At 65.0% G+C, this 24,679-nt stretch carries 19 protein-coding genes and 2 pseudogenes; 5 read left to right on the forward strand and 16 right to left on the reverse strand.

From position 1 onward, the window contains the following. Positions 1-8: 8 nt before the first annotated feature. Positions 9-1,208, reverse strand: a complete 1,200-nt coding sequence (locus ACYX4P_RS07175) for an acyl-CoA dehydrogenase family protein (protein ID WP_248117465.1) — start codon at positions 1,206-1,208, stop codon at positions 9-11. Between the two features lie 191 nt (positions 1,209-1,399). Between ACYX4P_RS07175 and ACYX4P_RS07180 the strand changes: the two genes are divergently transcribed. Beyond that, positions 1,400-2,851 (forward strand): carotenoid oxygenase family protein, encoded by a 1,452-nt coding sequence (locus tag ACYX4P_RS07180; RefSeq protein ID WP_476070234.1) that lies wholly within the window; start codon positions 1,400-1,402, stop codon positions 2,849-2,851. Next, positions 2,851-4,083 carry an acetyl-CoA acetyltransferase gene (locus ACYX4P_RS07185; RefSeq protein ID WP_248117463.1) on the forward strand — a complete coding sequence of 411 codons (1,233 nt, stop codon included), beginning with the start codon at positions 2,851-2,853 and terminating at the stop codon, positions 4,081-4,083. Before ACYX4P_RS07180 ends, ACYX4P_RS07185 begins: the two co-directional genes overlap by 1 nt. 2 nt (positions 4,084-4,085) lie before the next feature. Here ACYX4P_RS07185 and ACYX4P_RS07190 read toward each other — a convergent pair whose 3' ends face one another. From ACYX4P_RS07190 to ACYX4P_RS07260, 15 genes and pseudogenes are all read right to left on the reverse strand, one after another. Continuing rightward, a complete protein-coding gene (locus tag ACYX4P_RS07190) occupies positions 4,086-4,550 on the reverse strand; it encodes a PaaI family thioesterase (protein WP_248117461.1) in 465 nt (154 codons plus the stop codon). Beyond that, complete coding sequence (locus ACYX4P_RS07195) at positions 4,547-5,482, reverse strand: NAD(P)H-dependent flavin oxidoreductase (RefSeq protein WP_248117459.1); 936 nt, start codon at positions 5,480-5,482, stop codon at positions 4,547-4,549. The genes ACYX4P_RS07190 and ACYX4P_RS07195 overlap by 4 nt, the downstream gene beginning before the upstream one ends. Continuing rightward, positions 5,479-7,191, reverse strand: a complete 1,713-nt coding sequence (locus ACYX4P_RS07200; RefSeq protein ID WP_248117457.1) for a class I adenylate-forming enzyme family protein — start codon at positions 7,189-7,191, stop codon at positions 5,479-5,481. The genes ACYX4P_RS07195 and ACYX4P_RS07200 overlap by 4 nt, the downstream gene beginning before the upstream one ends. Further along, on the reverse strand, positions 7,188-8,375 hold the full coding sequence (locus ACYX4P_RS07205; protein ID WP_248117455.1) for a thiolase family protein: 1,188 nt from the start codon (positions 8,373-8,375) through the stop codon (positions 7,188-7,190). Before ACYX4P_RS07205 ends, ACYX4P_RS07200 begins: the two co-directional genes overlap by 4 nt. Positions 8,376-8,497: 122 nt before the next feature. Continuing rightward, a complete protein-coding gene (locus tag ACYX4P_RS07210) occupies positions 8,498-9,430 on the reverse strand; it encodes a winged helix-turn-helix transcriptional regulator (RefSeq protein ID WP_248117453.1) in 933 nt (310 codons plus the stop codon). Between the two features lie 189 nt (positions 9,431-9,619). Continuing rightward, positions 9,620-10,312, reverse strand: a pseudogene (locus ACYX4P_RS07215) (IS6 family transposase). 72 nt (positions 10,313-10,384) lie between these two features. Further along, positions 10,385-10,627 (reverse strand): annotated as a pseudogene (locus ACYX4P_RS07220) (IS6 family transposase); the annotation flags it as partial. A 192-nt stretch (positions 10,628-10,819) separates the two neighbouring features. Further along, positions 10,820-12,226 carry an alkaline phosphatase gene (locus tag ACYX4P_RS07225; protein ID WP_248117451.1) on the reverse strand — a complete coding sequence of 469 codons (1,407 nt, stop codon included), beginning with the start codon at positions 12,224-12,226 and terminating at the stop codon, positions 10,820-10,822. A gap of 64 nt (positions 12,227-12,290) precedes the next feature. Beyond that, positions 12,291-15,218, reverse strand: a complete 2,928-nt coding sequence (locus ACYX4P_RS07230; protein ID WP_248117449.1) for a TonB-dependent receptor — start codon at positions 15,216-15,218, stop codon at positions 12,291-12,293. 144 nt (positions 15,219-15,362) lie between these two features. Continuing rightward, complete coding sequence (locus ACYX4P_RS07235; RefSeq protein WP_248117447.1) at positions 15,363-16,331, reverse strand: FecR family protein; 969 nt, start codon at positions 16,329-16,331, stop codon at positions 15,363-15,365. After that, on the reverse strand, positions 16,328-16,873 hold the full coding sequence (locus tag ACYX4P_RS07240; protein ID WP_292075089.1) for an RNA polymerase sigma factor: 546 nt from the start codon (positions 16,871-16,873) through the stop codon (positions 16,328-16,330). The genes ACYX4P_RS07235 and ACYX4P_RS07240 overlap by 4 nt, the downstream gene beginning before the upstream one ends. Before the next feature lie 122 nt (positions 16,874-16,995). Continuing rightward, positions 16,996-18,375, reverse strand: coding sequence for a carbohydrate porin (locus tag ACYX4P_RS07245; RefSeq protein WP_248117444.1), 1,380 nt, complete (start codon positions 18,373-18,375; stop codon positions 16,996-16,998). A gap of 100 nt (positions 18,376-18,475) precedes the next feature. Then, complete coding sequence (locus ACYX4P_RS07250) at positions 18,476-20,050, reverse strand: acyl-CoA synthetase (RefSeq protein WP_248117441.1); 1,575 nt, start codon at positions 20,048-20,050, stop codon at positions 18,476-18,478. Further along, on the reverse strand, positions 20,047-21,222 hold the full coding sequence (locus ACYX4P_RS07255; protein ID WP_248117439.1) for an acetyl-CoA acetyltransferase: 1,176 nt from the start codon (positions 21,220-21,222) through the stop codon (positions 20,047-20,049). The genes ACYX4P_RS07250 and ACYX4P_RS07255 overlap by 4 nt, the downstream gene beginning before the upstream one ends. After that, positions 21,219-22,061: an IclR family transcriptional regulator gene (locus tag ACYX4P_RS07260; protein ID WP_248117437.1), complete on the reverse strand. Its 843-nt coding sequence runs from the start codon at positions 22,059-22,061 to the stop codon at positions 21,219-21,221. Before ACYX4P_RS07260 ends, ACYX4P_RS07255 begins: the two co-directional genes overlap by 4 nt. A 203-nt stretch (positions 22,062-22,264) precedes the next feature. Here ACYX4P_RS07260 and ACYX4P_RS07265 point away from each other — a divergent pair, with 203 nt between their 5' ends. The 3 genes from ACYX4P_RS07265 (at position 22,265) to ACYX4P_RS07275 (ending at position 24,671) form a co-directional block, all read left to right on the forward strand. Then, the gene (locus ACYX4P_RS07265) at positions 22,265-22,945 is read left to right on the forward strand and encodes a GntR family transcriptional regulator (protein ID WP_248117435.1); all 681 of its coding nucleotides are present in this window, start codon (positions 22,265-22,267) and stop codon (positions 22,943-22,945) included. A 41-nt stretch (positions 22,946-22,986) separates the two neighbouring features. Further along, positions 22,987-23,784 (forward strand): phytanoyl-CoA dioxygenase family protein, encoded by a 798-nt coding sequence (locus ACYX4P_RS07270; protein ID WP_248117433.1) that lies wholly within the window; start codon positions 22,987-22,989, stop codon positions 23,782-23,784. An 89-nt stretch (positions 23,785-23,873) separates the two neighbouring features. Then, positions 23,874-24,671: an SDR family NAD(P)-dependent oxidoreductase gene (locus ACYX4P_RS07275; protein WP_248117431.1), complete on the forward strand. Its 798-nt coding sequence runs from the start codon at positions 23,874-23,876 to the stop codon at positions 24,669-24,671. The last annotated feature ends 8 nt before the right edge of the window (positions 24,672-24,679 follow it).

Genomic DNA, 24,679 nt, shown 5'->3' on the forward strand with positions numbered 1-24,679 from the left:
TTTCTTGTCTAGAAGCCGAGTTGTTTGGCAGCAAGATCGCGCAGGATTTCCTCCGAGCCGCCGCCGATCACGAAGATGCGGGCCTCGCGATAGATGCGTTCGACCCTGTTTTCGCCTGTGTAGGCGCGGCCGCCCAGAACCTGCAGGCTTTCGCGCGCGCAGTGCTCCAGCGTGTTGGTCGCCTGAACCTTCATCAGGGCCAGTTCCGCGATCGGCGCCTCGCCGTTTTCGAACCGCCAGACCAGCATGTCGAGATAGGCGTAGGCCACCTTCAGACGCTGAACCATGTCCACAATCTTGTGGCGCATGACCTGGTGGTCGATCAGCCGCTTTCCAAAGGTCTGGCGTTCGCGGGCGAAGGCGATGGCTTCGGCCACGCAGGTGCGCGTCATGGCCAGGGTGGCGGCGATGCCGCTGAAGCGTTCGATGTTGAACTGGCGCGCAAGGCCGGCGAAGCCCTTGTTCTCGACGCCGATCAGATTGGCGACCGGGACCTCGACATTGTCGAACTTCAGCCAGCCGTTGTTTCGGTTGTACCACTCCAGACCCGGCGTGGACCCACGCGTTACGCCCGCACGGTCCGCCTCGATCAACAGCATCGACAGACCTCCGATGCCAGGCCCGCCGGTGCGGACGGCTGTCAGGAGAAAGTCGGCCTTCATCGCGCCGGAAATCAGGGCCTTCGCGCCGTTGACGACGAAGACCTCGCCGCGTCGTTCGGCGGTGGTGGTGAAGCCGGACACGTCGGAGCCGCCGCCTGGTTCGGTGACGGCGAAGGCGATCTTGCGCTCACCCGCCAGCACGGGCCTGGCGACGCGGTCCAGCATCTCGGGCGCGCCGCCCGTGATGATAGGGGGCAGGGCGATCCAGGGGGTGGCCAGATCCGCGAAGACGACGCCCGACCCCAGCCGGAAGAACTCCTCGGCGAAGAGGATGCGGTCATACAGGCTGACGTCCTCGCCCGTTCCGCCCAGGTCTTCGCGGAACCCCATGCCGGAAATGCCTTCCTGCGCAGCGATTCGGTAAAGGGCGTCGGGAAAATCAGAGGCCGCATCCCATTCAGCCAAGTGCGGCGCCACGTGCCGGTCGATGAACCCTCTCAGCTTGCGCCGCCAAGCATCGTGTTCGGCGTTGAGAAACGGGGAGGGCGGTCGCAGACCGTCGAAGTCCAGCGCGTGCGGCGCATCTGTGGGGCGGCTATCGGTCATCGTTCCTCTCCATCGGGCCGTTCGGCGGCCTCGCTTTCGAATTGATACTAAAACCACTCGCCTTCATCGGCAATAATGGTATTCTAACGCAACCGACTATCTTTGTTGGTCGTCCAAAGGAGGCCGCCGTGGCGTTTTCTCAGACTGCAGTCGCTGATCAGTCCAGTTCCGATGACCTGTTGGAGCGACCTTTGAAGGTCACGCTTCAGCCCGGCGATCATCCCTATATGACGGGGGCCTGGACACCGCAGCATGAGGAATACACGGCCGAGAACATGGTCGTGATCGGCGCTATTCCCCTCGATATCGACGGGGTCTATGTCCGCAACACGGAAAACCCGATTCAGCAGCCGATCGGCCGATATCATCCCTTCGACGGCGACGGCATGATCCACGCCATCAGCCTGAAGGACGGCAAGGCCGCCTACCGCAACCGGTTTGTCCGCACGAAGGGCTTCCAGGCCGAACAGGAGGCCGGTCGCGCCCTGTGGGCCGGACTGGCCGAGCATCCGTCACAGTCCGAACGCCCCGGCTGGGGCGCGCACGGCGGGCTGAAGGATTCGTCCTCGACGGACGTCATCATTCACGCGGGAGCGATCCTGTCGACCTTCTATCAGTGTGGGGAGGCCTATCGTCTGGATCCCTACACGCTGGAGCCGTTGGGAACGGATGACTGGTGCCCGCCCGAGGGCATTTCGGCCCACCCCAAGGTGGATGAAAAGACCGGAGAGCTGCTGTTCTTCAACTATTCCAAGACCGCGCCGCACATGCACTACGGCGTGGTGGGGGCGGACAATCGGCTGAAGCATCTGACGCCGGTGCCTCTGCCCGGCGCGCGCCTGCCGCACGACATGGCCTTCACCACCAACTACGCCATCCTGAACGACTTCCCGCTGTTCTGGGAAGAGCATCTGCTGCCCAAGGGCTATCACGTCGCGCGTTTCCACCCCGACATGAAGTCTCGCTTCGGTGTGATCCCGCGGATGGGATCGGCCGAGGACGTGCGGTGGTTCGAGGCGAAGGCCACCTATGTTCTGCACTTCCTGAACGCCTGGGAAGACGGCGACACCATCGTCATGGACGGCTATTTCCAGGACAATCCGGTGCCCGAGACCAGCCCGGACGCCCTGCCGGGCTATGAGCGGATCATGACGTTCCTGGACCAGAACATGCTGCAGCCCAAGCTGCATCGCTGGCGGTTCAATCTCAGCACCGGAGAGACGACGGAAGAACGGTTGGACGACCGAGTGCTGGAGTTCGGCGTCATCAACAACCAGTTCGCCGGAGTGAAATACCGCTACGCCTATAGCGCGGTGTCCAAGCCGGGCTGGTTCCTGTTCACAGGACTGGTCAAGCACGACATGGAGACCGGTGAAAGCTGGGCGATCGACTTCGGCCCCGAACGCTACGGATCGGAGCCGGGCTTCGCGCCCCGCGTCGGCGCGACCGAGGAAGACGACGGCTATCTGATCACCTATGTCACCGACATGATCGAGGATCGGTCGGAGTGCGTCATCTATGACGCGCGCAAGCTGGACGACGGGCCGGTGGCGCGCATCATCCTGCCGGGTCGCATCTCCAGCGGCACGCACGCGACCTGGTCCCAGGGTGAGACGATCCGGGCCGCCCGGAGGGCTGCGTGATGGCCGATCGCAGCGCGGTCTATATCCTCGGCGGATGGCAGTCGGATTTCGCGCGGAACTGGGCGCGTGAGGGTCTGGAGATCGCCGACGGGTTCGGAGAAGCCTTGCGCGAGGGCCTGGACGCCGTCGATCTGGAGCCGGGCGACATCGAGGTCGGGCACGTCGGCAACTTCGTGGGCGATCTGTTCGCCGGCCAAGGTTTGCTGGGCGGCTTCTTCGCCATGACGGACGATCGTTTCGACGGCCTGCCGACCAGCCGGCATGAGGCGGCCTGCGCGTCTGGCAGCCTGGCGCTGCTGGCCGCCTGTGCGGACATCGAGGCGGGTCGCTATGGCACGGCCGCCGTTCTCGGGCTTGAGCTGATGCGCAACGTGCCGGGCAAGACCGCCGCCGAGCATTTGGGCGCGGCCGCCTGGCATGGGCACGAATATGGGGACGCCACCTATGTCTGGCCACGCGCCTTTTCGGACCTGACGGACGAATACGACCGCCGCTACGGTATCGACGAACGCCACCTGCGCCGGATTTCCGAGATCAACTTCGCCAACGGTCGGCGTAATCCGAACGCACAGACGCGCAACTGGGCCTTCGACAATCTCAGCTTCAGTGACGACGACACGGCCAATCCGCCCATCGAAGGACGCACGCGCAAGTCGGACTGCGGCCAGGTGACCGACGGGGCCGCGATGGTGGTTCTGGCGTCCGAGCAGCGCGCGGCCGACTATGCCCGCAAGCGCGGCGTCGACCTGGACACCCTGCCGCGTGTGAAGGGGTGGGGGCATCGGTCGTCGCCGATCAGCTATGCGCGCAAGATCGCCAACAGCGCCGACGCGCCCTACGTCTTCCCGCAGGTGAAGCGCGCGATCGACGATGCGCGTGAGCGGGCCGGTATTGGGCTGGACCAGGTGGACGTGGTCGAAACCCACGACTGTTTCTCGATGACCGAATATATGGCCATCGATCACCTGGGGCTGACGGCGCCCGGCGATAGCTGGAAGGCGGTCGAGGCCGGCGACATTGAGATCGGCGGACGGCTGCCCATCAATCCGTCAGGAGGGTTGATCGGTTGCGGCCATCCGGTCGGCGCGACCGGCGTCCGCATGGCGCTGGACGCCTTCAAGCAGACGACCGGCACGGCCGGCGATTACCAGGTCGAAGGCGCCCGCAACGTTCAGACGTTGAACATCGGCGGATCGACGACGACCACGGTCAGCCTGGTGATTGGGGTCTGACTTCAAACCGGGTGTGGACGGATCGCGAGGCCGACGACGCCACGCGCGACGTCTAGGCCATCGTCGGTCGTGACCACGACATCGACCACGGCCTTGCGCGCGTCCTGATAGGTGACGACGCCCTTGGCCTCCAGCGCGGTGCAATCCTGTGACGCGCCGTTCAGATAACGCACGGCCAAGTCGGTGGTCAGCACGATCTGGCCCGGCGTCAGTCGGCTCATCATGGCGCCGCCCGCCATATCGATCAGGGCTGCGGTCAGGCCGCCGTGCACCAAGCCGATGAAGTTGGCGTGGCCCTCGTCGATCTCGCACCGTACGACGACTTCGCCGTCTGCATAGGCCTCGACGCGGGCGCCGATGAGGGAAAAGAAGCCGCCAAGGGACGAGCCGCGATCCTGCCATTGGCGCAGCAGGTCCAGGCCTGTGTCGCCTTCGTGGACGTGAAGCGCGGAGGCGGTGGAGGTCATGCCGGCGATAAGGCCAGCGCGTTGAACCGCTGGCTGGCGGCCCGATACTCCTGAGTCAGTTGTTCTACGACCTGCGACACCGGCTCGATTCGGCGAACGGCGTCGATACCCTGGCCGGCCGCCCAGAGATCCTTCCAGCGCTTCTGGTTTCCGCCGCTGGTATAGTTGCGGTCGACAGGACCGCCCAGATTGTCGGGGTCCAGTCCGGCGGCGATCAGGCTGGGGCGCAGCCATGAGGCAGCCGTCCCTGTGATGGCCGGCGAGACGACCAGGTCGTCAGGCCCGGATTGGACGACCATTTGCTTGTAATCGTCCTGCGCCAGGCTCTCCTGCGTCGCCAGGAACCGCGTGCCCATATAGACGAAGTCCGCACCCGCAGCGACCGCGCCCGCGACGCCCGCCCCGTCTCCAACGCCGCCCCCCACCGCGACATAGCCGTCAAAGAAATCCCGCACCGCCGAGATGAAGGCGAAGGGGGACAGGTGCCCCGTGTGCCCCCCGGCGCCCGCGCTGACGCACGCCAGGCCATCGACGCCGGCCTCGGCCGCCTTGCGCGCCAGCTTCATGCTGACGACATCGGCGAACACCAGGCCGCCGTAGCTCTTGACGGTCTCCATCACCGGGCGAGGGGATCCGAGGGCCGTTATGACCACCGGCGGCTTGTATTGGGCGATCAGCCGCAGGTCTTCGGAAAGCCGCGTATTGGTGGAATGGGTGATCATATTGGCGATCCAAGGCGCATCGCCGGGCAGGCGAGCGCTGACGATCCGATCCATCCACTGATCCAGATCTTCGATCGTGCGGCAGTTGGGCGTCGGGAACGCCCCGGCGACCCCGGCGCGACAGGCCGCGATGACCAGTTCCGGTCCGCTGATCAGGAACATGGGGGCCGCGAATACGGGCAGGCGCAGGGTGTCGAACGGAGGCTTCATGCGGACTCTTCGGTTTTCAGCAGGTGGCGCAGGTCGCGTTTCAGCACCTTGCCGACAGGGTTTCGGGGGAGGTGATCGAGAACATGCAGTCGCTCGATCTGTTTGAAGACGGCGACCTTCCGCTCGACCGTCAGGAAGACATTGATGTCCGACAGCGTCGCGGTTCGGTTTGGCTTGAAGGCGACAAAGGCCGCCAGACGTTCGCCCAGCCTCGGATCGGGCGCGCCCACCACTGCGGCTTCGGCGATGGCGGGATGGGCGATCAGATGATTTTCGATCTCTTCGGACGAGATGTTGGCCCCGCCTCGAATGACGATGTCCTTGAGGCGACCGACGAACTTCAGATGTTGGGCGTCTTCGCCCGCGTATTCGAACAGGTCGCCGGTGTGGAACCAGCCGTCGTCGTCGAATGCGCGGGCATTGATCTCGGGCGCCCGCCAATAGCCGGAGAAGACCGTCGCGCCCTTGATGCGCAGCTCTCCGGCCATCCCCTTGTCGGAGATTTCCACGCCCGTTTCCGGATCGACCAGACGCGTGAAGACGCGATCATGCAGTTTGGCCTTCCAAACGAAGCCGGGCGCGAGGCGAGGGAACAGGGTGGCGCGGTCGGCCGCCGCCGGCATGTCCTTCATTGCGCTGGCGAACGAGGCGCCTTCGTTGGAGCCGAAGTAGTTGACGATCTGGACGCCGTATTTCTCGTGGAAGGTGCGGACCATCCATTCAGAAAGCGGCGCCGACCCCGAGCCTATGGATTTCAGCCTACCGAAGTCGATGCCGTCCAGAAGTCCTTCGGTCTGGAGCAGGGTGTTCAGAACGGCGGGCGGGGCGACCGTATAGTCGATGGCCTCGTCGCGGATCTGGGCGAGCATGACGTTAAGATCGAACGGATGATGCTGGACCACCACGCCGCCCGTCAGCAGCCAGCCGACCAAAGCGGTGGAGATGCCGGCCATATTGACCATGGGAAAGGGGTTCAGCACGCGCGTTTCCGACGACAGGTCGGCGGCGTCCACCACGCCGTCGCCCATGACGATCCACTCGTTATGGCTGCGCGGGACGCCTTTGGGTTCGGCCTCCGTGCCGGATGTCCAGCAGATCGTGACGACGTCGTCGGCGGTGACCTGCGCGGCCTTGGCGGCGGCGTGGGCTGCGGCGATTTCAGCATGAGCCACCTGATGCAATGCGCCGTCCAGATCGATGGCGCCGTCCGGCGCGCCGCCCAGCACAAACACATCATTCAGGCTGGGGCATCGGGTCTTGAGCGCGGTCAGCATCTCGCCATGCGCATGTTTGCCGATGCGGGCGGCGGTGATGGCGGCGACGGCATCGGTTCGTGCGACGATATGGGCCAGTTCGCTTTCGCGATACTGAGCCGGTGCGGGCGTCACGATGACGCCCAATCGTGCGCAGGCCAGATAGACGCTGGTCAACTCGCCGATGTTGGGCAGTTGGACGACGACCACATCGTCACGCCGGACGCCTGCGGCGTGAAGAACGGCGGTCATGCGATCGACTTCATCCGCGATCTGGCCCCAGGTCAGCCTGCGCGGCGCACGACCGACCACCCCCATCGCATTGACGGGATCGACCAAGGCTAGGGTGTCTGAACGGCGGGTGACTTGGGCGGTGAACAGGTCGTCGAAGGTGGCCTCCCCCCACCAACCCCGCGCCTTCATGGCCTGGATGCGCGCCTCCGGTATCAAAATCATCGCGCGAGGCGCTCCACAACCATGGCGGCCCCGATGCCCTGCGCGCCGACTGCGACCACGAGCCCATAGCGCCCCTGACAGTCATCCATCGCGTCCAAGAGGGACGACAACAGAATGGCCCCTGTGGCGCCCATGGGATGGCCCTTGGCCAGATGCCCCCCGCCGACGTTGACCTTGTCCACATCGACATCCCGTTCGCGCAGGAATTTGACGATGGTGACCGCGAACGCCTCCATGAACTCGACCCTGTCCATGGCCTTCAGGTCGAGACCTGCCTTGGCCAGGGCCCGGTCCATGGCGGTGAAGCCGGCCGTAAGCGAGGCGTGCGGGTCGCCACCTGTCTCGACATAGGCCACGATGCGCGCCCGCGCGCCTTTTCCATTCGACGACATCAGGGCCAGGCCCGCGCCGTCGCACATGGGCGGCGCGTGCGCGACGGTATGGCGGTGGTCGATCGTGCGCCCGCCAAGCGCATCGGCGTATTGGGCTCCGAGAGCCTCGAAGGCGGCGGGCATGACCGCCAGGGTTTCGGCCGTGGTCGATGCGCGCGCCGGCTCCTCCACATCCAGGCCGTTTACGGCGATGCGGGAGGCTGTCAGCATCGTGCCTTCTGCGGCGGCGGTCCTTTGCTGCGACCTCAGGGCGGCGGAATCCATCTCCTGGCGCGTGACGCCGATGTCTTCGGCCAAACGATCGGCCGCCACGACCACAGGGATGTAGCGCGTTCTCAGAGGAAAGCTGGCGTCCTCGTAATAATCGGCCTTGTCGCCCATGAAGGGGACGCGCGACATCATCTCGACCCCGCCCGCCAAGATCTGATCGGCGCCGCCGGACGTGATCATGTTTGCTGCCTGTCCAATGGCGGTCAGGCCCGAAACACAATAGTTGTTCAGGCTGAAGGCGAAGGCTTCGTCGGGCAGTTCGGCGTGCAGCTTGGACACCAGGGCGACGTTTGCGCCCTGGGCGCCGACCTGTCCGACGGCGCCGATGATCAACCCCTCGGCGCGCCGCGCCCGGCCTTGGGTCCGCACCGCCAGAGTGTCGATCAGGGCGGCGATCAGGGCCTGGGGCGTCAGACTGGCCAAACCGCCATCGGGCCTCGCCTTGCCGCGCGGCGTTCTCACCGCATCGACGATATAGGCGCTCCGGCCTTTTCTCTCGGCGATGGCGACGTCGTCTTCCAAGGCAGCCTCCGATCCGTCCAAGTTTGCAATGTAGGACTCAAAGGTTTCCTAATGCAAGTGACTGGAGTTTGGATCGTCGCACGATCAACGGTGCGATAGGCGGGAGCGCCGACTGGTGCGTATCAGGACTTCGCCGTGACGGCGTCTTCCATCTCCCAACGCATTCGTCGAGGATCGAGGGCGACGCCCGTTTCCGCGTCGCAAACGACCGGGGTCACGCGCTGGCCCGTGCGTTTGTCGATCAGGTGCAGCGGAGAACCGTCGGGGCATAGCCACCGCTCGCTCCACCCGTGCATGGCGATGATCATGGGAAACAGATCGCGCCCCGCCTCCGTCAGCCGATATTCGAAGCGCGGCGGCGTCTTTTGATAGAGGTCTTTCCTCAGGATGCCGTGCAGGACCAGCCGGTTCAGCCGATCCGCCAGGATATTGGTCGCGACCCCCAGCGCCTCGTGGATCGCGTCGAACCGCCTGAGCCGGAAAAATGCGGCCGCCAGCACGCCCCAGCTCCAGTAGTCGCCCATCACATCCGTGGATCGGTCGATCATCGGCCGGTCGGTTTCGATCGGTTGAGTTCTTCGCCGCCGCGAGGTCGGCGCGGGGATCGCCTCAAGCCCATCGCGCGCCTCCCACCCGATATGACGCGGATCGACGACATGGCCCCGCTTGTGGTCGAAAACAGCAGGCTCAACCCTCGCATCACTGAGCCGGTCGTAGAAGGTCAGGGCGTAACGATCCTGCAACGGCGAACTCGCCCACCGCCGTTCCCACTGACCCTGGATGACGGCGACGCCGAACAGATCCAGGCCCATCTCGCTCAGATGATATTCCGTTCGCGTGCTTCCTCCGCCAACCCCGCGCTCGTCCAGCACCCCGACCTCCACCAGCCGCTTCAGCCGATCCGTCAGCACGCTGCGCGGAATATTCAGACGCTCGCGCCAGACCGAAAACCGACGCGCGCCATAGAAGGCCTCACGAAGAATCAGCTGCGTCCACGCATCGCCGATAATGGCGAACGCCTTGGCCACCGGATTGCCCATGATCAGCAAACGCATGGGCATGTCATGTGCCGACGGATCGTCGAGATGTGTCATCGTGGAGCTTTAGCACCACCACGTGTCGTCGCGAATGATTGTGGTCGAGTGCTGTCAGGTTAACCGCTCGAAGTGGCGAGTTTCTAAAACATTTTCCAGCGCTGTCAGGTTAATCGCCGGCAGCCACAACTTGTCCAACCCACCAAAATCTCAAGCCACGGCCGCCGCCCAAGCGGACGCGGCCGTGGCGCGGAAGCGTCGCAGCGTGGGCCGACTGACGAGGTGACGCTGGGTGTAGAAGGTGTTGTAGATCGCTGCGTGGGTGGTGAGGAATCGCTGGGCTGAAGCCTGGGACTTGAACAGCTGTTGTTGCCGCTCTCGCCGTCGGATAGGGAGGTGGGAGTTCTCCGCCCGATTGTTCTCCCGAAGCCGGCCTGGTGAATGCAGATGGCGCAGGCCCAATGCCTCAAGAGCAGCTGGATATGATCGAAGGCCGTCGGTGACGATGCGTTCTGGCTAGACAGGCTGGTTCCGCAGCAATCGCTTCAACAGCACCAGAGCCGCCTCCGTGTCTCGCCTGCGCTGGACAACGAGGTCCAGGACCTCGCCCTCATCGTCAACCGCGCGCCACAGGAACATCCGCTTTCCGCCGATCGAACAGACCACCTCATCCAGATGCCAGCGAGGGGAAGGGGAGGGGCGGAGCCGCTTCAGCCGCCTTGCGATCTGCGGTCCAAACTTGATCGTCCAACAGCGGATGGTCTCGTAGCTGACTTCGATGCCTCGGGCCGCGAGAAGCTCTTCGACATCCCGAAGGCTCAGGCTGAAGCGGAAATAGAGCCACACGGCGTGGCGGATAACCTCCGCCGGGAAGCGGTGGCGCTTGAACGATAACGGCTTCATGGAATTCGTCCCCAGTCAGCCGCTTGCTTTGGCCTTCAGTGGAGACAAATTAGCGTTAGACTGACAGCACCCCTCGCCTTCATCATCTACGGCGCGCCATAGGAACATCCGCTTCCCACCGATTGAGCAAACGACCTCGTCGAGAGGCCAGCGTGGCGAAGGGGAGGGGCGAAGCTTCTTCGGCCGCCGTGCGATCTGGGGTCCGGACTTGATCGTCCAGCAACGGATTGTCTCATAGCTGACATCGATCCCGCGCGCGGCCATTAGCTCTTCAACGTCACGAAGGCTGAGGCTGAAGCGAAAGTAGAGCTACACAGCTTGGCGGACTACCGCCGCAGGAAAACGATGGCGCTTAAACGAGCAGTTTCACGAAATGCGATCTCCCATCGACCGTTACGCGGCCCTGAAGTGGAGACAAGTCAGCGTTAGACTGACAGCGCCCTGACAGCACCCCGACCAGGAATCAGGGCGCCGCCGGTTGTGGAAGCGATTTAATAGGTGCTGAACCTAGAGTGACAGCGCTCTTCGGATGAGTTGAAAGACATAGGTCGGTTCGATCACGCCGCGCACCAGATAGGCTTGAGGGCCGTCGGCATAAACCGGGACATCCTCGCCAGCGTGTCCCGCGCTGGACAAGGGCACGGCGACCGAGCGCAGAGCGTCGGCGTCTGACGATCCTTCTGCGCGGGCGATAGCTTGCGGTCGCGTCGGCGACGGGCCCGTGCCGTATATCAGGGTCGGATAGGGCGCGTCGTCCAAGGCCTTGTTCGGTGCGCCGTCTGCGCCGGCCAGGCCAAGCAGCGGCGCCTTGCGGTCCGCCCCGGCGGTGAGGACCAGGCTGTGGCTATGGTCCGCCGTGACGATGATCAACGTATCGGCGGGATCGGTCAGTCGACGCGCGGCGTCCACGGCTTGGGAGAACTCGGCCACAGCGGCCAGAGCGCGACGTGGATCATTGGCGTGGTGATAGGTGTCGATCTGGGCGCCCTCGACCACCAGCAGATAGCCCTCAACGTTCTGCGACAGGGCACGGATCGCCGCTGCCGTCATGTCCGGCAGTCGGGGCATGGTGCTGTCGGGCGCTCGATCGGCGTCCGCCGGCAGGGCGGCCTTGGAGAAGAGACCCATCAGGCGCGGCGTGGTGCTGGCCGTCAGCCCTGCAAGGTCGCTGACCACGGTCGAAGCGCCGCTACGGCGGCGCCAAGCCTCGACCAGATCTCGACCGTCCTTGCGGCGTCCTCCGTCCGCCTCGGGTTTCAGATAGGCCAGTCCGGCGCCCAGAACGACCTCGGGCGTGGCTTCGCCTTCGACCAGTTGTCGCGCGATGTCGATACAGCCCTGGGACACCGCCTGGGCCGGCATGTCGATGTCGCTCTGCCACCCGCGGAAGGGGGTGTGGGCATAGGTGGCCGCAGGCGTCGCGTCCGTGATCGGCGCGGTCGTTACGACCCCGATCGCCAGTCCCTTGGCCCGCGCCAGTTCCGACAGTGTCGGCACGCGAGCCGCCGTGACGGAGGTGCAATCACGCGCCCGCACCTGGTCGTTGACGCCGATGGCGCCGTTGATGGTCTTATATCCGGTCATCAAAGCCGAAGCGCCGTTCGCGGAATCCGTGACGAAACGATCAGCCGAATAGGTTCGCGACAGGGCCGTATAGGGAAAACGATCAAAGGACAGCCGATGGCTGGCGCCGTCTTCGCCCAGGGCCTGGCCCTCGTAGATGCGACCGGCCGTGACGCTGTTGATGCCCATACCGTCGCCGATCATCAGGATGACGTTCTTCGGCCGCCCCGTGTCGGGCCTCAACGCCGTCGCTGCATCGAGTGCTGTGATGTCGGCCTGGACCTGGGCCTGAGCATGGATCGGCGGGAAAGAAAGAGCGGCGCCGAGCAGAGCGGGCAAGAAGAGTTTCATGACGATCTCCTAAAGACAGAAAACCCCGCGCGTCGCCGGCGACGCGCGGGGTGGCAGGTGGATATTAGAAACGGGCGCTCATTCCGACGGAGATGGTGCGGCCGTAGTCGGTGTAGCCGACGAAGCGGTTGTCAGCGACGAACTGCTCTTGCGGCTGGTCGGTCAGATTGATGGCCTCCACGGAGACCGTCAGTCGATCGGTGAGCTTGTAGCTCAGGCTGCCGTCCAGCGATCCGAAGGCCCGATCATTCGCCGACTCGAGACCGTTGGTTCCGACTTCCTGCAGCACGTCACCCCGCCAGGAATAGCTGAGACGCGCCGCCAGCGGCCCCTTCTCGTAGAAGCCGGTCAGGTTGACGCTCTGCTTGGCGACGTTTTCGAGGTCGTCCTTGAACTCGCGCGTACCGTCGTAATAGGTCGCGTCGGTCGTGGTCAGGGTCAGGTTGGCTGTCATCCCCAGACCGTCGAACGGCGCCGGCAGGAACGGGAACAACTGCTGGTAGGCCAGCTCAATCCCCGCGATCGAAGCCGTGCCGCCGTTGACCGGCGCAGTCAGTTCATAGGTCACGTCGTCGATGTCGATATTGGACCGGCGACGGGTCGAGAAGGTGGTGATGTCCTTGTAGAAGGCCCCGCCGATCAGGGCGCTGGACGGCGAGAAGTACCATTCCGCCACCGCATCGTATTGCCAGGCCTCGAACGGCCTAAGCTCGGGGTTCCCACCAACGGCGGTGAAGAGGGCACCCGATGAGTTGAGCGTCAGCCTGGGGGCTAGGTCCGACAGGGACGGGCGAGTGATCACCTTGGCCGCCGCAATGCGAAACTGGAAGTCGTCGCGCGCTTCCCACACCAGGTTCAGAGATGGCAGGACGTCATTGTAGGTCTTGTCGAACGACACCGGCAGGGCGGCCCGCCCGTTGTCGGCGTGCCCCGAAGACGTCTGCTCTGTCTGGGCGACCCGCAATCCGAAATTGCCGCGCAAGGGCGCCCCGAACAGCATGGTCTCGACGTCGGCCATGCCGTAACCGGCCAGGATGGTCTCGTCGATCTGGTAGGAGTTGCGTAAATCGCCCCGCGACAACGGCGCGTCCAGATCGGCTTGGGTGATCTGGCGCAGGAACCGCGTCGGGTTCGGCACGACCCAGTTGCGCGGCAGTTCAGCCCCGACCTTGGACAGGAAGTCCTTCTGCGAGAAGGGCTGGAAAAAGTCCGGAGCCAGGGTCACGCCGGAAATGCCGCGCGTGATGTTGAAATCGCGACGATTGTAGTCGCGCGCACGATCGCGATATTTGGCGCCGAAGGCGACCTTGGCGATGGGCCCGAAGGAGACGGAACGGACGAAGTCCAGTTGGATTGCGGTCTCTTCGTCCAGGGTGTCGTTGACCCGATATTCCAGACGCCGTCCCGGCAGCGTCGAGATACTGTTCATGTCCGCGTCGAGAAAGCGGATCGAAGGGACGCCGCCGCCCGACCTGGGCATGTCGATCTGGATCCGCCCGACCGGGCCCTGAACCCGCGATCTTGTGATCGGGTCGGGCGTGTCGCTTGCGGCGCGGGCATAGGCGGCGTCTCCCGACACGGTCCAGGCGCCGATCTGCTGACGCAGGTTCAGACCCACCGACAGGTTGTCGTGATGCAGGCGCGAGACTTCGTGACCAATCTGGCTGGTGCCGCCGCTGAAGGTTCCGCCCACCAGGGCGCCGTTCTCGACCCGCGCAGTGCCGCGCACCGCATTCGCGACATTGGCGTCGGCCGAATAGGTCAGTTCGTCGTAATCGACCATCAGATCGGTGTAGGTGATGTCCAGATTTACGTCGGTCGTCGCGGTAGGCCGCCATTGCAGGGCGGCGTTCAGGCCGTAGCGCTCACGATCTTCCGTCTCCAGCGTAGGGCGCAGCGCCTGCGGATAGATGATGGAGCCGCTGTCGGACACGCCGTCGCCATTCGTGTCCACGCCTGCCGCATATGTGCCCCAGGTGACGCCGGTGATGCGGTCCTGGCGCAGGGAACGCTGGTCATATACGGCGGCGAGCAGGGCGCCGAAGGTGCGATCTTCGTTGACCCAGGATCCCAGTGCGGACAGGCGCGGGTTCAGATCCCCAGCGTTCTCCGCGTAGTTGACTTCGCCGGACAGGGCCAGGCGCGACGTCTTCAGGTCCAGCGGACGGAAGGTGCGCACATTGACCACGCCCCCGATCGCCCCTTCGTCCAGCGAAGCGAGCGGGCTCTTGATCACGTCCACCCCCGCGACCAGTTCGGACGGCAGGGTGTCGAACCGGAACTGACGCCCGCTCTGACCGCTGTCGCGGACATTCTCGTTCACGGCGGCGCTGCGGCCGTTCAGGGTCGTGATCTGGAAGTTGGCGCCCAGGCCCCGCACGCGCACGAACAAACCTTCGCCCCGGTCGCGGACGATCGAGACGCCTGGCACACGCTGAAGGGCTTCGGCGATATTCTGGCTGGGAAAGTCGCCGATGTCCTCGGCGGTGATGACGTCGACGACATTGTCGGCGCGGCGCTTGATGTCCAGGGCCTGGGTCAGGCTGGAGGAGAAGCTGCCGGTGACCACGACCTCTTCAAGCTCGGCGAAGGTTTCCGCCTGATCCTCGGTCGAAACCACGCGCGACGCCGCCGGCCCGGCCGGCCGAGCCTGTGCGCCCCGGGTGATGACGACAGCGTCTCCGTTCAGACGCCAGACCAGTCCCGTGCCGCTCAAAAGACGATCCAGCGCCTGTACGGCCGTGAGGGTCCCCGACACTCCCTGAGTGCGCCGACCGCGCAAAAGGGCGGGATCGGCGATGACCTGAAGTCCCGAAGCCCGCGAATATTGCGCCAATGCGGCCGACAGATCGCCGGCGGACGCGGATACCGCGACCGGCGCGCGCCCTCGGGCGGACGTCTGAGCCGAGACGGAACCGGCCGCCGCGAGCATGACGAAGGCCATGACGGATGTCGTCGCCTTGAGGCGAGTAAGAGTTTTTGAGGTGCTCATTGAGCCTTGATCCCTTGAACCCGCCAGCCCCCTGCGGACGGTCAGAAGGCTAAGACGCGGGCGGGCCAGATACCGGACAGGGATTTTTGCAAATCTTTCGCAACCGCAGCATGGCGGATTCGCTAAGGTTCATCCTCGACCGGATCAGGATTTCGTGGGTGAAACGATGATCGAGTCTGGGCCGGCCGCCACATGGAAACCGTGCACGACAGCGAGGTTTCGCAACTGCCCCTCGGCGTCGTCCAGACGAAAACGCCCAGCCGCTTCAAGGCTTTCCAGCTTCTCGTCCTGGATGATTATGGGCCGCTTCGAACGTCGCGAAAGGCGCTGGACCAATTCTTTCAAGGTGATTGCGTCGGTCTCGATCCATCCGTCGCTCCATACAGTTTCGTCCGGCGCGAATGCCGCCCCAGCCTTGACATGGCCGTCCCTTGCCGAGGCTCGCTCCCCCGCGCCCACTTCTCTGCGCGCCCCGGCGTCGGTCGAGACCGCGACGCGACCGCGATAGACGTCCACGTCCAGTCGTCCATTGGTCAGGCTCATTGTGAACCGCGTACCGAGAACGCGAACCTGGCCTTCGTCCGTACGGACTTCGAAGACACGGGAGGCATCATGCGCCACGTCGAACATGGCCTCGCCACCGGTCAGCGATACTTCTCGTTTTCGCCCAGCCATCCTCACTTTCAGGTGGGTGTCGCCTGTCATTAGCACATGGCTGCCGTCTTCAAGCACAAGCCGGCGGGTCTCGCCGCGCGACGTGTCGTAGACCGTCTCCAGCGCGGTGGCCTCGACGGCGAGATCGGCGAGATGGGGACCGGCCAGCACTCCGCCCACCACCATGGCCAAGGCCGTCGGCGCCCACACCACAGGCCGCATCACCCTTGTGGTCCAACCTGCCCGCTTCGTTCGGACGGTCTTGCGAGCCGCGTAGGGCGAGCTCGCCCGCAGAGCCTCCGACAGTGCTGGGTCGTCGAACGTATGCCGCATGGCCTCGACCAGCGAGGGGTCTGCGGCAGACGCACCTGCGCTTGGGACGCCGTCGAGCAGAACGTGGCGCGCCGCCCGCCGATGCGCTACGCGGCGCGTCGTCCAGTAAGATAAGAAGCGGCTCATCGCGCTCCTCCTTCCACGGGCGAGGTCGAGTTGGAGACAGGGCGCGGTCGTTCGGCTCTTCCGACTTCACGGTGAAGCTGTTCCAGTGCGCGGGTCAGATGTTTCTCCACGGCTGCCTCGCTGAGGTTCAGCGCGGCGGAAATTTCCCTCGGCGTCTCGCCGTGCAGACGTAAGCGGGTAAAGACCTCTCGACGCAGCGGCGGCATGGTTTTGAGCACCCGTCCGAAGGCGCGTACGCGTTCGCGGTGCATGACGATCTCCTCTGCGTTTGCGGCGGGCGTAGGCACGTCTTCGGACAGGTCGTTGGTGGGGTGACGTATCCGGTCGCGGAAATGGTCGGCGATCAGGTTCAGCGCGATCCGCCGTGCAAGCGCGCCGGCGTCTTTGACCTCGTGCATGTGGCTGTAGGCCAGCAGGCGCGTAAGAGCCTCCTGCACCATGTCTTCACGCAACGTACGGTCGCTCAGCCGCCGACCGACGAACCTCGACAATGAGGCGGCGATGTCGTCGATCGAGGATGTTAAAGGCATGATCTCGCACACATGGGGCGGACCGCTACCTTGGAAGCGCGACACCGCGATGACGACGCTTGCAAGACAGTGGGCGTGAAGGCTGTGCTGACGGTGCGAGGCTGGCCAGGCTGCCTAGTCGCGCCCGGACCTCCTCACAACGTCAGCACCAGCTTCAGCCCGCCGACGACGATGCCGTCGCGGTCGGATTGGCCGCCGGGGTTGTGGATGTACTGGACGCCGGGGCGCACGGTGATGGCCGGGGTCAGGCGGTAGCCGTAGTTCAGCTCGACCGCATATTCGGTGTCTTGCGGATCACCGACGCGTAATCCCGCATCGTTCTGGGCGCGCTGGGCGTCGGTGACCCGCCCGTTCACGATGGCGGCGCCGACGCCGAAGGTGACGTCGTCCTTGGCTCGGCCGGGGATCAGGCCGGTATAGGTCACGATGACCGCCGCCTTGCTGCGCAGCTTGTTGGTGGCGCGATCCGCGATGGCCAGGTTGCCGACCACCGACAGGCCGTGGGCGCCGTCCGCCTGGGGCGCGATCAGCTGCTGCTGGACGTTGGCGTGAACGCCTGAGTGATGTCCCTCGCGCGCAAAGGCCAGGCCGGTCAGCGCCTGATAGTCGCCGTTGACGTCATAGACGATATTGTTGGACTCGCTGGAGTCGTACCAGGCGCCGATCTTGTAGGTTCCGGGAAGGTCGCCGTTCGCGCCGAACTTGGGCGTCCACTGCAGCTCGCCGGCGTAGATCGTGCCGGTCGCGCCCTGGGTCCCCAGATAGAAGCCGCGATCCTCGCGCAGGTTTTCGGGGTTGGATTCGATAACGCCCAGATTGACGTGCAACTCCGGCGTGATGCGTTGGCGCAGCCGTGCGCCCCAGGAGCTGACCGGCATGTTATAGAGATAGCCGCCGACGATCTGGCTGGACGCCGGGCCGCACAGGATGAGGTTCATGACGTTGCCGCAGGGCGTGGCGCCGAAGTCCTCGCCATGGGTGACACGGCCGAGCTTGAGGGCGGTCGCTCCGTCGTTGAAGCTCTGCTCGTACCAGAGCTGGCCCAGGCGCCAGATCGTGCCGCGACCGTAGATGGTCTGAACCGGCTGAAGAAGATCGAGTCCCGCGTCATTGGCCAGGCTGTTGCCTTGCCGATTGAAAACGGTGGCCTGGACCTTGCCGCCGGGCAGGCCCCAGGCCTTTTCGGTATCGATCGTTGCGCCCAAAAACAGCTGGCCGGCCGCGCGGCTTTCCTCGCGCACGCCGCCGTTGAAGTTGTGAACCGCGTCCACGACCTCGTTCAGGGTGAAGGTCACGCCATTGTCTTCCAAGCGGCGGCGCGCGCCGCCCCAGTCGCCCGTGAGCGCTGGGCGGTCCCACAGGCCGGGCTGGGTCGCGGCGGCTTGTTGCGTCACGGCCTCAGACGGGGCGTTGGATGGCGTGGAAAAGGCCGTCTGGGCCTGGACGGAGCCGGCGGCCAACAGGGCGGCGGCGATAGCGCCGCCGCACAGGGCGACGGAACGGGTGTTGGTCATGCGATTGTTCCTCCCAATGCATGAAAGCGGCCGGCGCCTTTGCGGCGCTTTTGGATTTGAGCCGGCGCGGAAGGCCTGGAACCCGCGCCGGCGGGTCGGGTCAGGCCGCTTCCGTTGCGGCCTGCGCCTGAAGCAGTTTCTTGACCTCGGCCTTGGCGACCTTGCCGTAGCCGGACTTGGGAAGCGCATCCCAGAACAGGACGTCGGTCGGGAGCTTGTAACGGCTCAGCTTGCCGTCGAGGTGCGACAGGACCGCCTGGGCGTCGGCCGTATGGCCCTTGCGCGCGACCAGAACGGCGACCCCGCATTCCCCCCATTTGTCGTGCGGCATGCCCACGACGCAGGCTTCGGAGATGGCCGGGTGGGTCAGGATCGCTTCCTCGATCTCGCGCGGATAGACGTTGGATCCGCCCGAGATGAACATGTCCGACGCCCGGCCGGTGATGTAGAGGAAACCGCGGTCATCCAGATGGCCGAGGTCGCCGGTGTGGAACCACCCGTCCTTGAACGACTTTGCGTTCGCCTCGTCGTTTTCGAAGTAGCCGAGGAAGACGGCCGGGCCACGTACGCAGATTTCGCCTGTCTCATTGGCCGACAGGCGCTTGCCGTCGTCCGACAGGATTGCGATGTCCATGCCGGTGCGCGGCAGGCCGCAAGAGCCGATCGGATACGACGCATCGTCCTCGATCGTGTGCAGGCGCGGCGGCAGGACTGTGATGTTGCCCGTGACCTCGCCGAGACCGAAATACTGGACCAGAACCTTGCCGATCTTGCGAAGGGCGTGTTGCTGATCGGCCCGGTACATGGGGGCGCCGGCGTAGATGACGTAGCGCAGCGACGCATGATCGTAGCGGTCCACCGCCTCATGCTGGGTCAGCATGGTCAGGATGGTGGGCACGGTGAACATGTTCGTCACCTTGTGCGTCTCGACCAGACGCCAGGCCTCTTCGCAATCCAGCCGTTCGGTGGACAGCAGCACGCTGGCGGCGCCCTTGGCGACCTGAGTGACAGCGTGGATGCCCGAGCCGTGCGACAGGGGCGCGACGACCAGGGAGACGTCGTGCTCCGTCGTGTCCGGCATCAGGTCGCACAGGTGGTTGACGGTGACGAAAGCCATCTGGCCGTGGGTCAGCATCCCCGCCTTGGGGCGTCCCGTGGTGCCCGAGGTGTAGAAGAACCAGCATACGTCGTCGCGGCCCACGTCGGCCAGGTCGACGTGCGGGGCCGAGACGTCGGCGACCAGGGCCTCCCAGTCCTCGCCCGGTGCATCGGCGCCGATCCAGAAGACCCTATCGCAAGCCGTGTTGGCGTCTTTCGCCGCCGCCGCGTGGTCAGGAAAGCCGGTGTCGAAGATGTGGGTCGTGGCGCGCGAGGAGGAGGCCAGATAGGCCACTTCCGGCGGCGTCAGACGGAAGTTGGTCGGCACCCAGACCGCGCCCAGGCGCCAGCAGGCCCACTGGGTTTCGAACATGGCGTTGCAGTTGCGCGAATGGACCAGGACGCGGTCGCCCTGTTGGACGCCGCGCGCGGCCAGGGCCGAGGCGGCGCGGGTGACGCGGTCGTTGATTTCGGTCCAGGTCCAGACGCGGTCGCCCTGGATCAGGCCGGGGCGGTCGCCGAAATGCTGGGCGGCGTGAACCAGCATGGAGGCCAGATTGCTGGTGGGCAGGGTCATGCTCTGATCGGCTCCAGGATGGAGACGTAGTTGGCGACGGCGGCGCCGCCCATGTTGAACACGCCCGCGACATCGGCCTTGGGCAGTTGCATGTCGCCTGCTTCTCCGGCCAGCTGCATGGCCGAGATGACATGCATGGAGACGCCGGTGGCGCCGACCGGGTGGCCCTTGGCCTTCAGCCCGCCCGAGCGGTTGACGGGCAGGCGGCCGTCGGCCTGGGTCCAGCCCTCAAGCGCGGCGCGTGCGCCCTGGCCCTGCGGCGTCAGGCCCATGGCCTCGTATTCGATCAGTTCGGCGATGGTGAAACAGTCGTGGGTCTCGACGAAGGACAGGTCGTCCAGCTTGATGTCCGCGATTTGCAGCGCCCTGGCCCAGGCCTGGGCGCCCGCCTCGAAATGGGTCGGATCGCGGCGCGACAGCGGCAGGTAGTCGTTCAGATGGACGGCGGCGCGCCAGCGGATCGCCTTCTTCATCGACTTGGCGGTCTCCTCGTCCGTCAGGATCAGGGCGGCGGCGCCGTCCGAGATCAGCGAGCAGTCGGTGCGCTTCAGCGGGCCGGCGACGAAGGGGTTCTTCTCGGACTCGTTGCGGCAGAAGTCGAAGCCCAGGTCCTTGCGCATCTGAGCGTAGGGGTTGTCGACGCCGTTCTTGTGGTTCTTGGCCGCGATGGCGGCCAGAGCGTCCGACTGGTCGCCATACTTCTGGAAATACATCTGGGCGATACGGCCGAAGGCGCCTGCGAAGCCGGCGGGAATGTCGCCCTCTTCCTTGCGATAGCTGGCCCCCAGCAGGACGTCGCCGGCCACGGCGCTGGTGGTGTGGGTCATCTTCTCGGCGCCGACGACCAGGGCGAAGCGGCCCCGGCCGGCGGCGATGAAGTCGCGCGCCTGGAAGACGGCGGCGGCCCCGGAGGCGCAGGCGTTCTCCACCCGCGTCGCGGGCTTGAACCGCAGGCCCGGCACGCTGTGCATGGCCAGGGAGGAAGGAAAGTCCTGCTTCGAGAAGCCGGCGTTGAACACGCCGACGAAGACGCCGTCGACCTCGTCCTGCTGAATGCCGGCGTCGGCGATCGCCTGGGCGGCGACCATCTCGATCAGGCTTTCGACGTCGGGTGCATCATGGAGTTTTCCGAACGGGCTGTGGGCCCATCCGACGATGGCGGCTTCAGTCATGGGGTTTTCCTCAAGCGTACAGGGGAGCGCGCCGGTTCGGGCGCGGGGGAGGTGATTTCCGGGCGGGCGAGGCGCAGCGACAGTTTCTGTGCTTCTTGCTGGACAATCGGAGCCAGTTCGGCGCGGCGGGCTTCGCCCAGTCGGCTCTCGATGGCCGAGATCGACAGGGCGCCCACGCAGTCGCCGTCGGGCCCGATCACGGCCACGCCGATGGCCCAACTGCCGGTCAGCAGACGGCCGGGGTTGAAGGCGAATCCAGAGGCGCGGGTCTCCGCCACCGCTTCGCGCAGGAAGGCGGGGGAATAGGTCGGATAGGAGAAGGCCAGTTCGGGGGCGATGGACTCGAGAATTCGCTCGACCTCGTCGTCACTCATGGCCGCCAGCATGGCCAGGCTGCCGGCGCCTACGCCCAGCGGATGCCGGTCGCCCGCCTGGAGGACATGGGTGCGGATAGGAAAGGCCCCGTCCAGCCGCTCCAGGCACACGGCATGGCCGTCGCGCGGCACGGAAAGGAAGACTGTATCTTGGCTGGCGGCCGACAGGCGCTGCAGGGCGCCGGACGCCAGACGATGGATGCCGAACCGTTCGGTGGCGAGAACGCCCAGGACGAAAGCCTCCGGCCCCAGATGATAGAGACGGTCCTCGGCGCTCTGTTCGATGAAGCCGTTACGCTCCAACGCCTTGAGCATCCTGTGAGCGGTAGGTTTGGCCAGGCCGGACTGGCTGACGATGTCGGCCAGGCGCAGGCCCTCTTTCGAGCGGGAACCCACAAGACGTAAAATTCCCAGCGCCCGGTCCAGCGCCTGCGCGCCGTCAGCCTTTGTTTCCAGGTCCGTCATCTCAAACTCCCAAATGGTCCATATATTGGACTCTTATATAGGCATTTCTGGATCGGAAACTGAACCGACTTATTTTCCCTGTCAAATGGGCATTTAAAGAAATGTGATAGGTCCAAATGGTGGACCGAAAGAATAAATTTGCGCGCCGACAGTTGTGGATGCGGATCGGTTACGGTATTCCGTATTCCATCATGACCCATGCAATGGACTCGATCAGCACCGCCCCCATGCTTGTGGAGCAGGTGTATCAACGCCTTCGGGCGGCGATCACGGACGGCTCCCTGGCGCCCGGCCAGCGCGTGCGTCAGGGCGAACTGGCGGAAAATCTGGGCGTCTCGCGCGCCCCGATCAGCCATGCCCTGCATCTGCTGAAGCATCAGGGACTGGTCATCGAATCCGGGCGTCGCGGCGTCGAGATCGCGCCTCTGGATCCCGATCAGCTGCGAGATGTCTATCAGATCCGAGCGGCGCTCGATTCTCTCGCGTCGCGATTGCTTGCTCAGAGATTTGCGGACGGCCGAGTATCGGAGTCTGAGGTGCAGCGCCTGGATGCGGCCCTTAATGCGGGTGACGCCATTCGTCCGAAGACGCCTCTGGCCGAGCGGGCTGCGCTCGACGTCGCCTTCCACCAAGTCATCTACGGCCTGTGCGGCAATCCGACGATCGAGGAGACGTTGGCGCCGCTGTGGCCGCACATACAGCGCGCCATGAATGCCGTGATGGCGGTCGACGAAATACGCATCCGCGCCTGGCGCGAGCACGCCGAGATCGTGCGCCTGGTCCGGGCGGGGGATGCGGAAGGCGCGGCCTCGGCCGCCTGGAGCCATGCCGCCAACGCCGGCTCCGAAACCGAGCAGAGACTCCGGGCATCCAATCCGGCGTGAAGACCGGCGCTCATTCCCTCAGAACAACAGGAGAAACGTCCGTGAAACTGACCCAGGAACAGCTCGAGCACTTCCGCACGGAAGGCTATATCTTCATCCCCGAGGCCTTTACGCCCGAAGAGGTCGAGGTGCTGCGCGAAGCCGCCGTCGATGTCTTCGCGCCGGAACGGCCCGAGATCTGGCGAGAGAAGTCGGGCGTGCCGCGCACGGCCTTCGCCTGCCACACCTACAACAAGGCCTGCGAACTGCTGGGCAAACACCCGCGTCTGGTCGAGCCGGTGGCCCAGGCCTTCGACGAGCCGGTGTACATGCACCAGTTCAAGATCAACGCGAAGGCGGCCTTCACCGGCGACGTCTGGCAGTGGCACCAGGACTTCGTGACCTGGCACAACGACGACGGCATGCCCGAGCCGCGCGCCATGAACATCGCCGTCTTCCTGGACGACGTCCTGCCGATCAACGGCCCGCTGATGCTGGTGCCGCGCAGTCATGAGGGCGGAGCCATCGAGGCCGGTCATGACACCGAGACCACCGCCTATCCGTTGTGGACCTTAGACAACGATACGGTCGCCAATCTGGTGGAGCAGGGCGGCATCGTCGCCCCGACCGGCAAGGCCGGCGGTCTGCTGATGTTCCACGGCAATCTGGTGCATGGATCGGCCGGGAACATCACCCCGTATCCGCGCAAGATCGTCTATCTGACCCTGTCGGCCCTTTCGAACGCCATCACCAAGCCGACCCGTGCGGAATATATCGCCCACACGGATTTCACGCCGATCGAGCCGGTGTCTGACGACGCTCTGGTCGAATATGCGCGCAGTCAGAAGGCCGCCGCCTGAACCTGAATATGGCGAGTACGGACGCGGGCGCGGTCACGAGGCCGCCCCGCGTTTCTTTCCGCCGGACGTAAAGACGTGAGGAGACGCCGATGGGCGAGCGAATGAAGGACAAGGTGGTCCTGGTGACGGGCGCAGGCTCGTCCGGGCCGGGATGGGGCAACGGCAAGGCGGCGGCGGTGCTGTATGCGCGCGAGGGCGCCAAGGTCTTCGCCATCGACCTGCGGATCGAGGCGGCCGACGAGACCAAGGCTCTGATCGAGGAGGAGGGCGGCGTGTGCCAGACCTTCGCCTGCGACGTGTCCAAATCGGATCAGGTCCAGGCCATGGTCAAGGCCTGCATCGACGCCTTCGGCCGCATCGACGTGCTGCACAACAATGTCGGCATCTCGGAGACTGGCGGCGCCATCGATGCTTCGGAAGAGAGCTGGCACAGGTTGATCGCCATCAACCAGACCAGCGTCTTCCTGACCTGCAAATATGTGCTGCCGCATATGGTGGAGCAGCAGAAGGGCGCCATCGTCAACGTCGGCTCGGTCGCCGGCACGCGCTGGATCGGCTTTCCCTATGCGGCCTATACGGCGACAAAGGCGGCGGTCATGGGTCTGACCCAGAATATCGCGCTTCAGCACGCAAGTGTCGGCATCCGCGCCAACTGCGTGCTGCCGGGCCTGATGAACACGCCCCTGATCAAAGGGGCGCTGACCAAGGGCTATGACGGCGATTTCGACGACATGGTGGCCCGGCGCGACGCCCAGTCGCCGACCGGCAAGATGGGCGACGCCTGGGACGTGGCCTACGCCGCCCTGTTCCTGGCGTCGGACGAGGCGAAATATGTCAACGCCACCCAGATCGTGGTCGATGGCGGCCTGACCGCGCGATGCGCCTGATCGAACGA

Source organism: Brevundimonas sp. ABV4_179 (assembly GCF_056311945.1).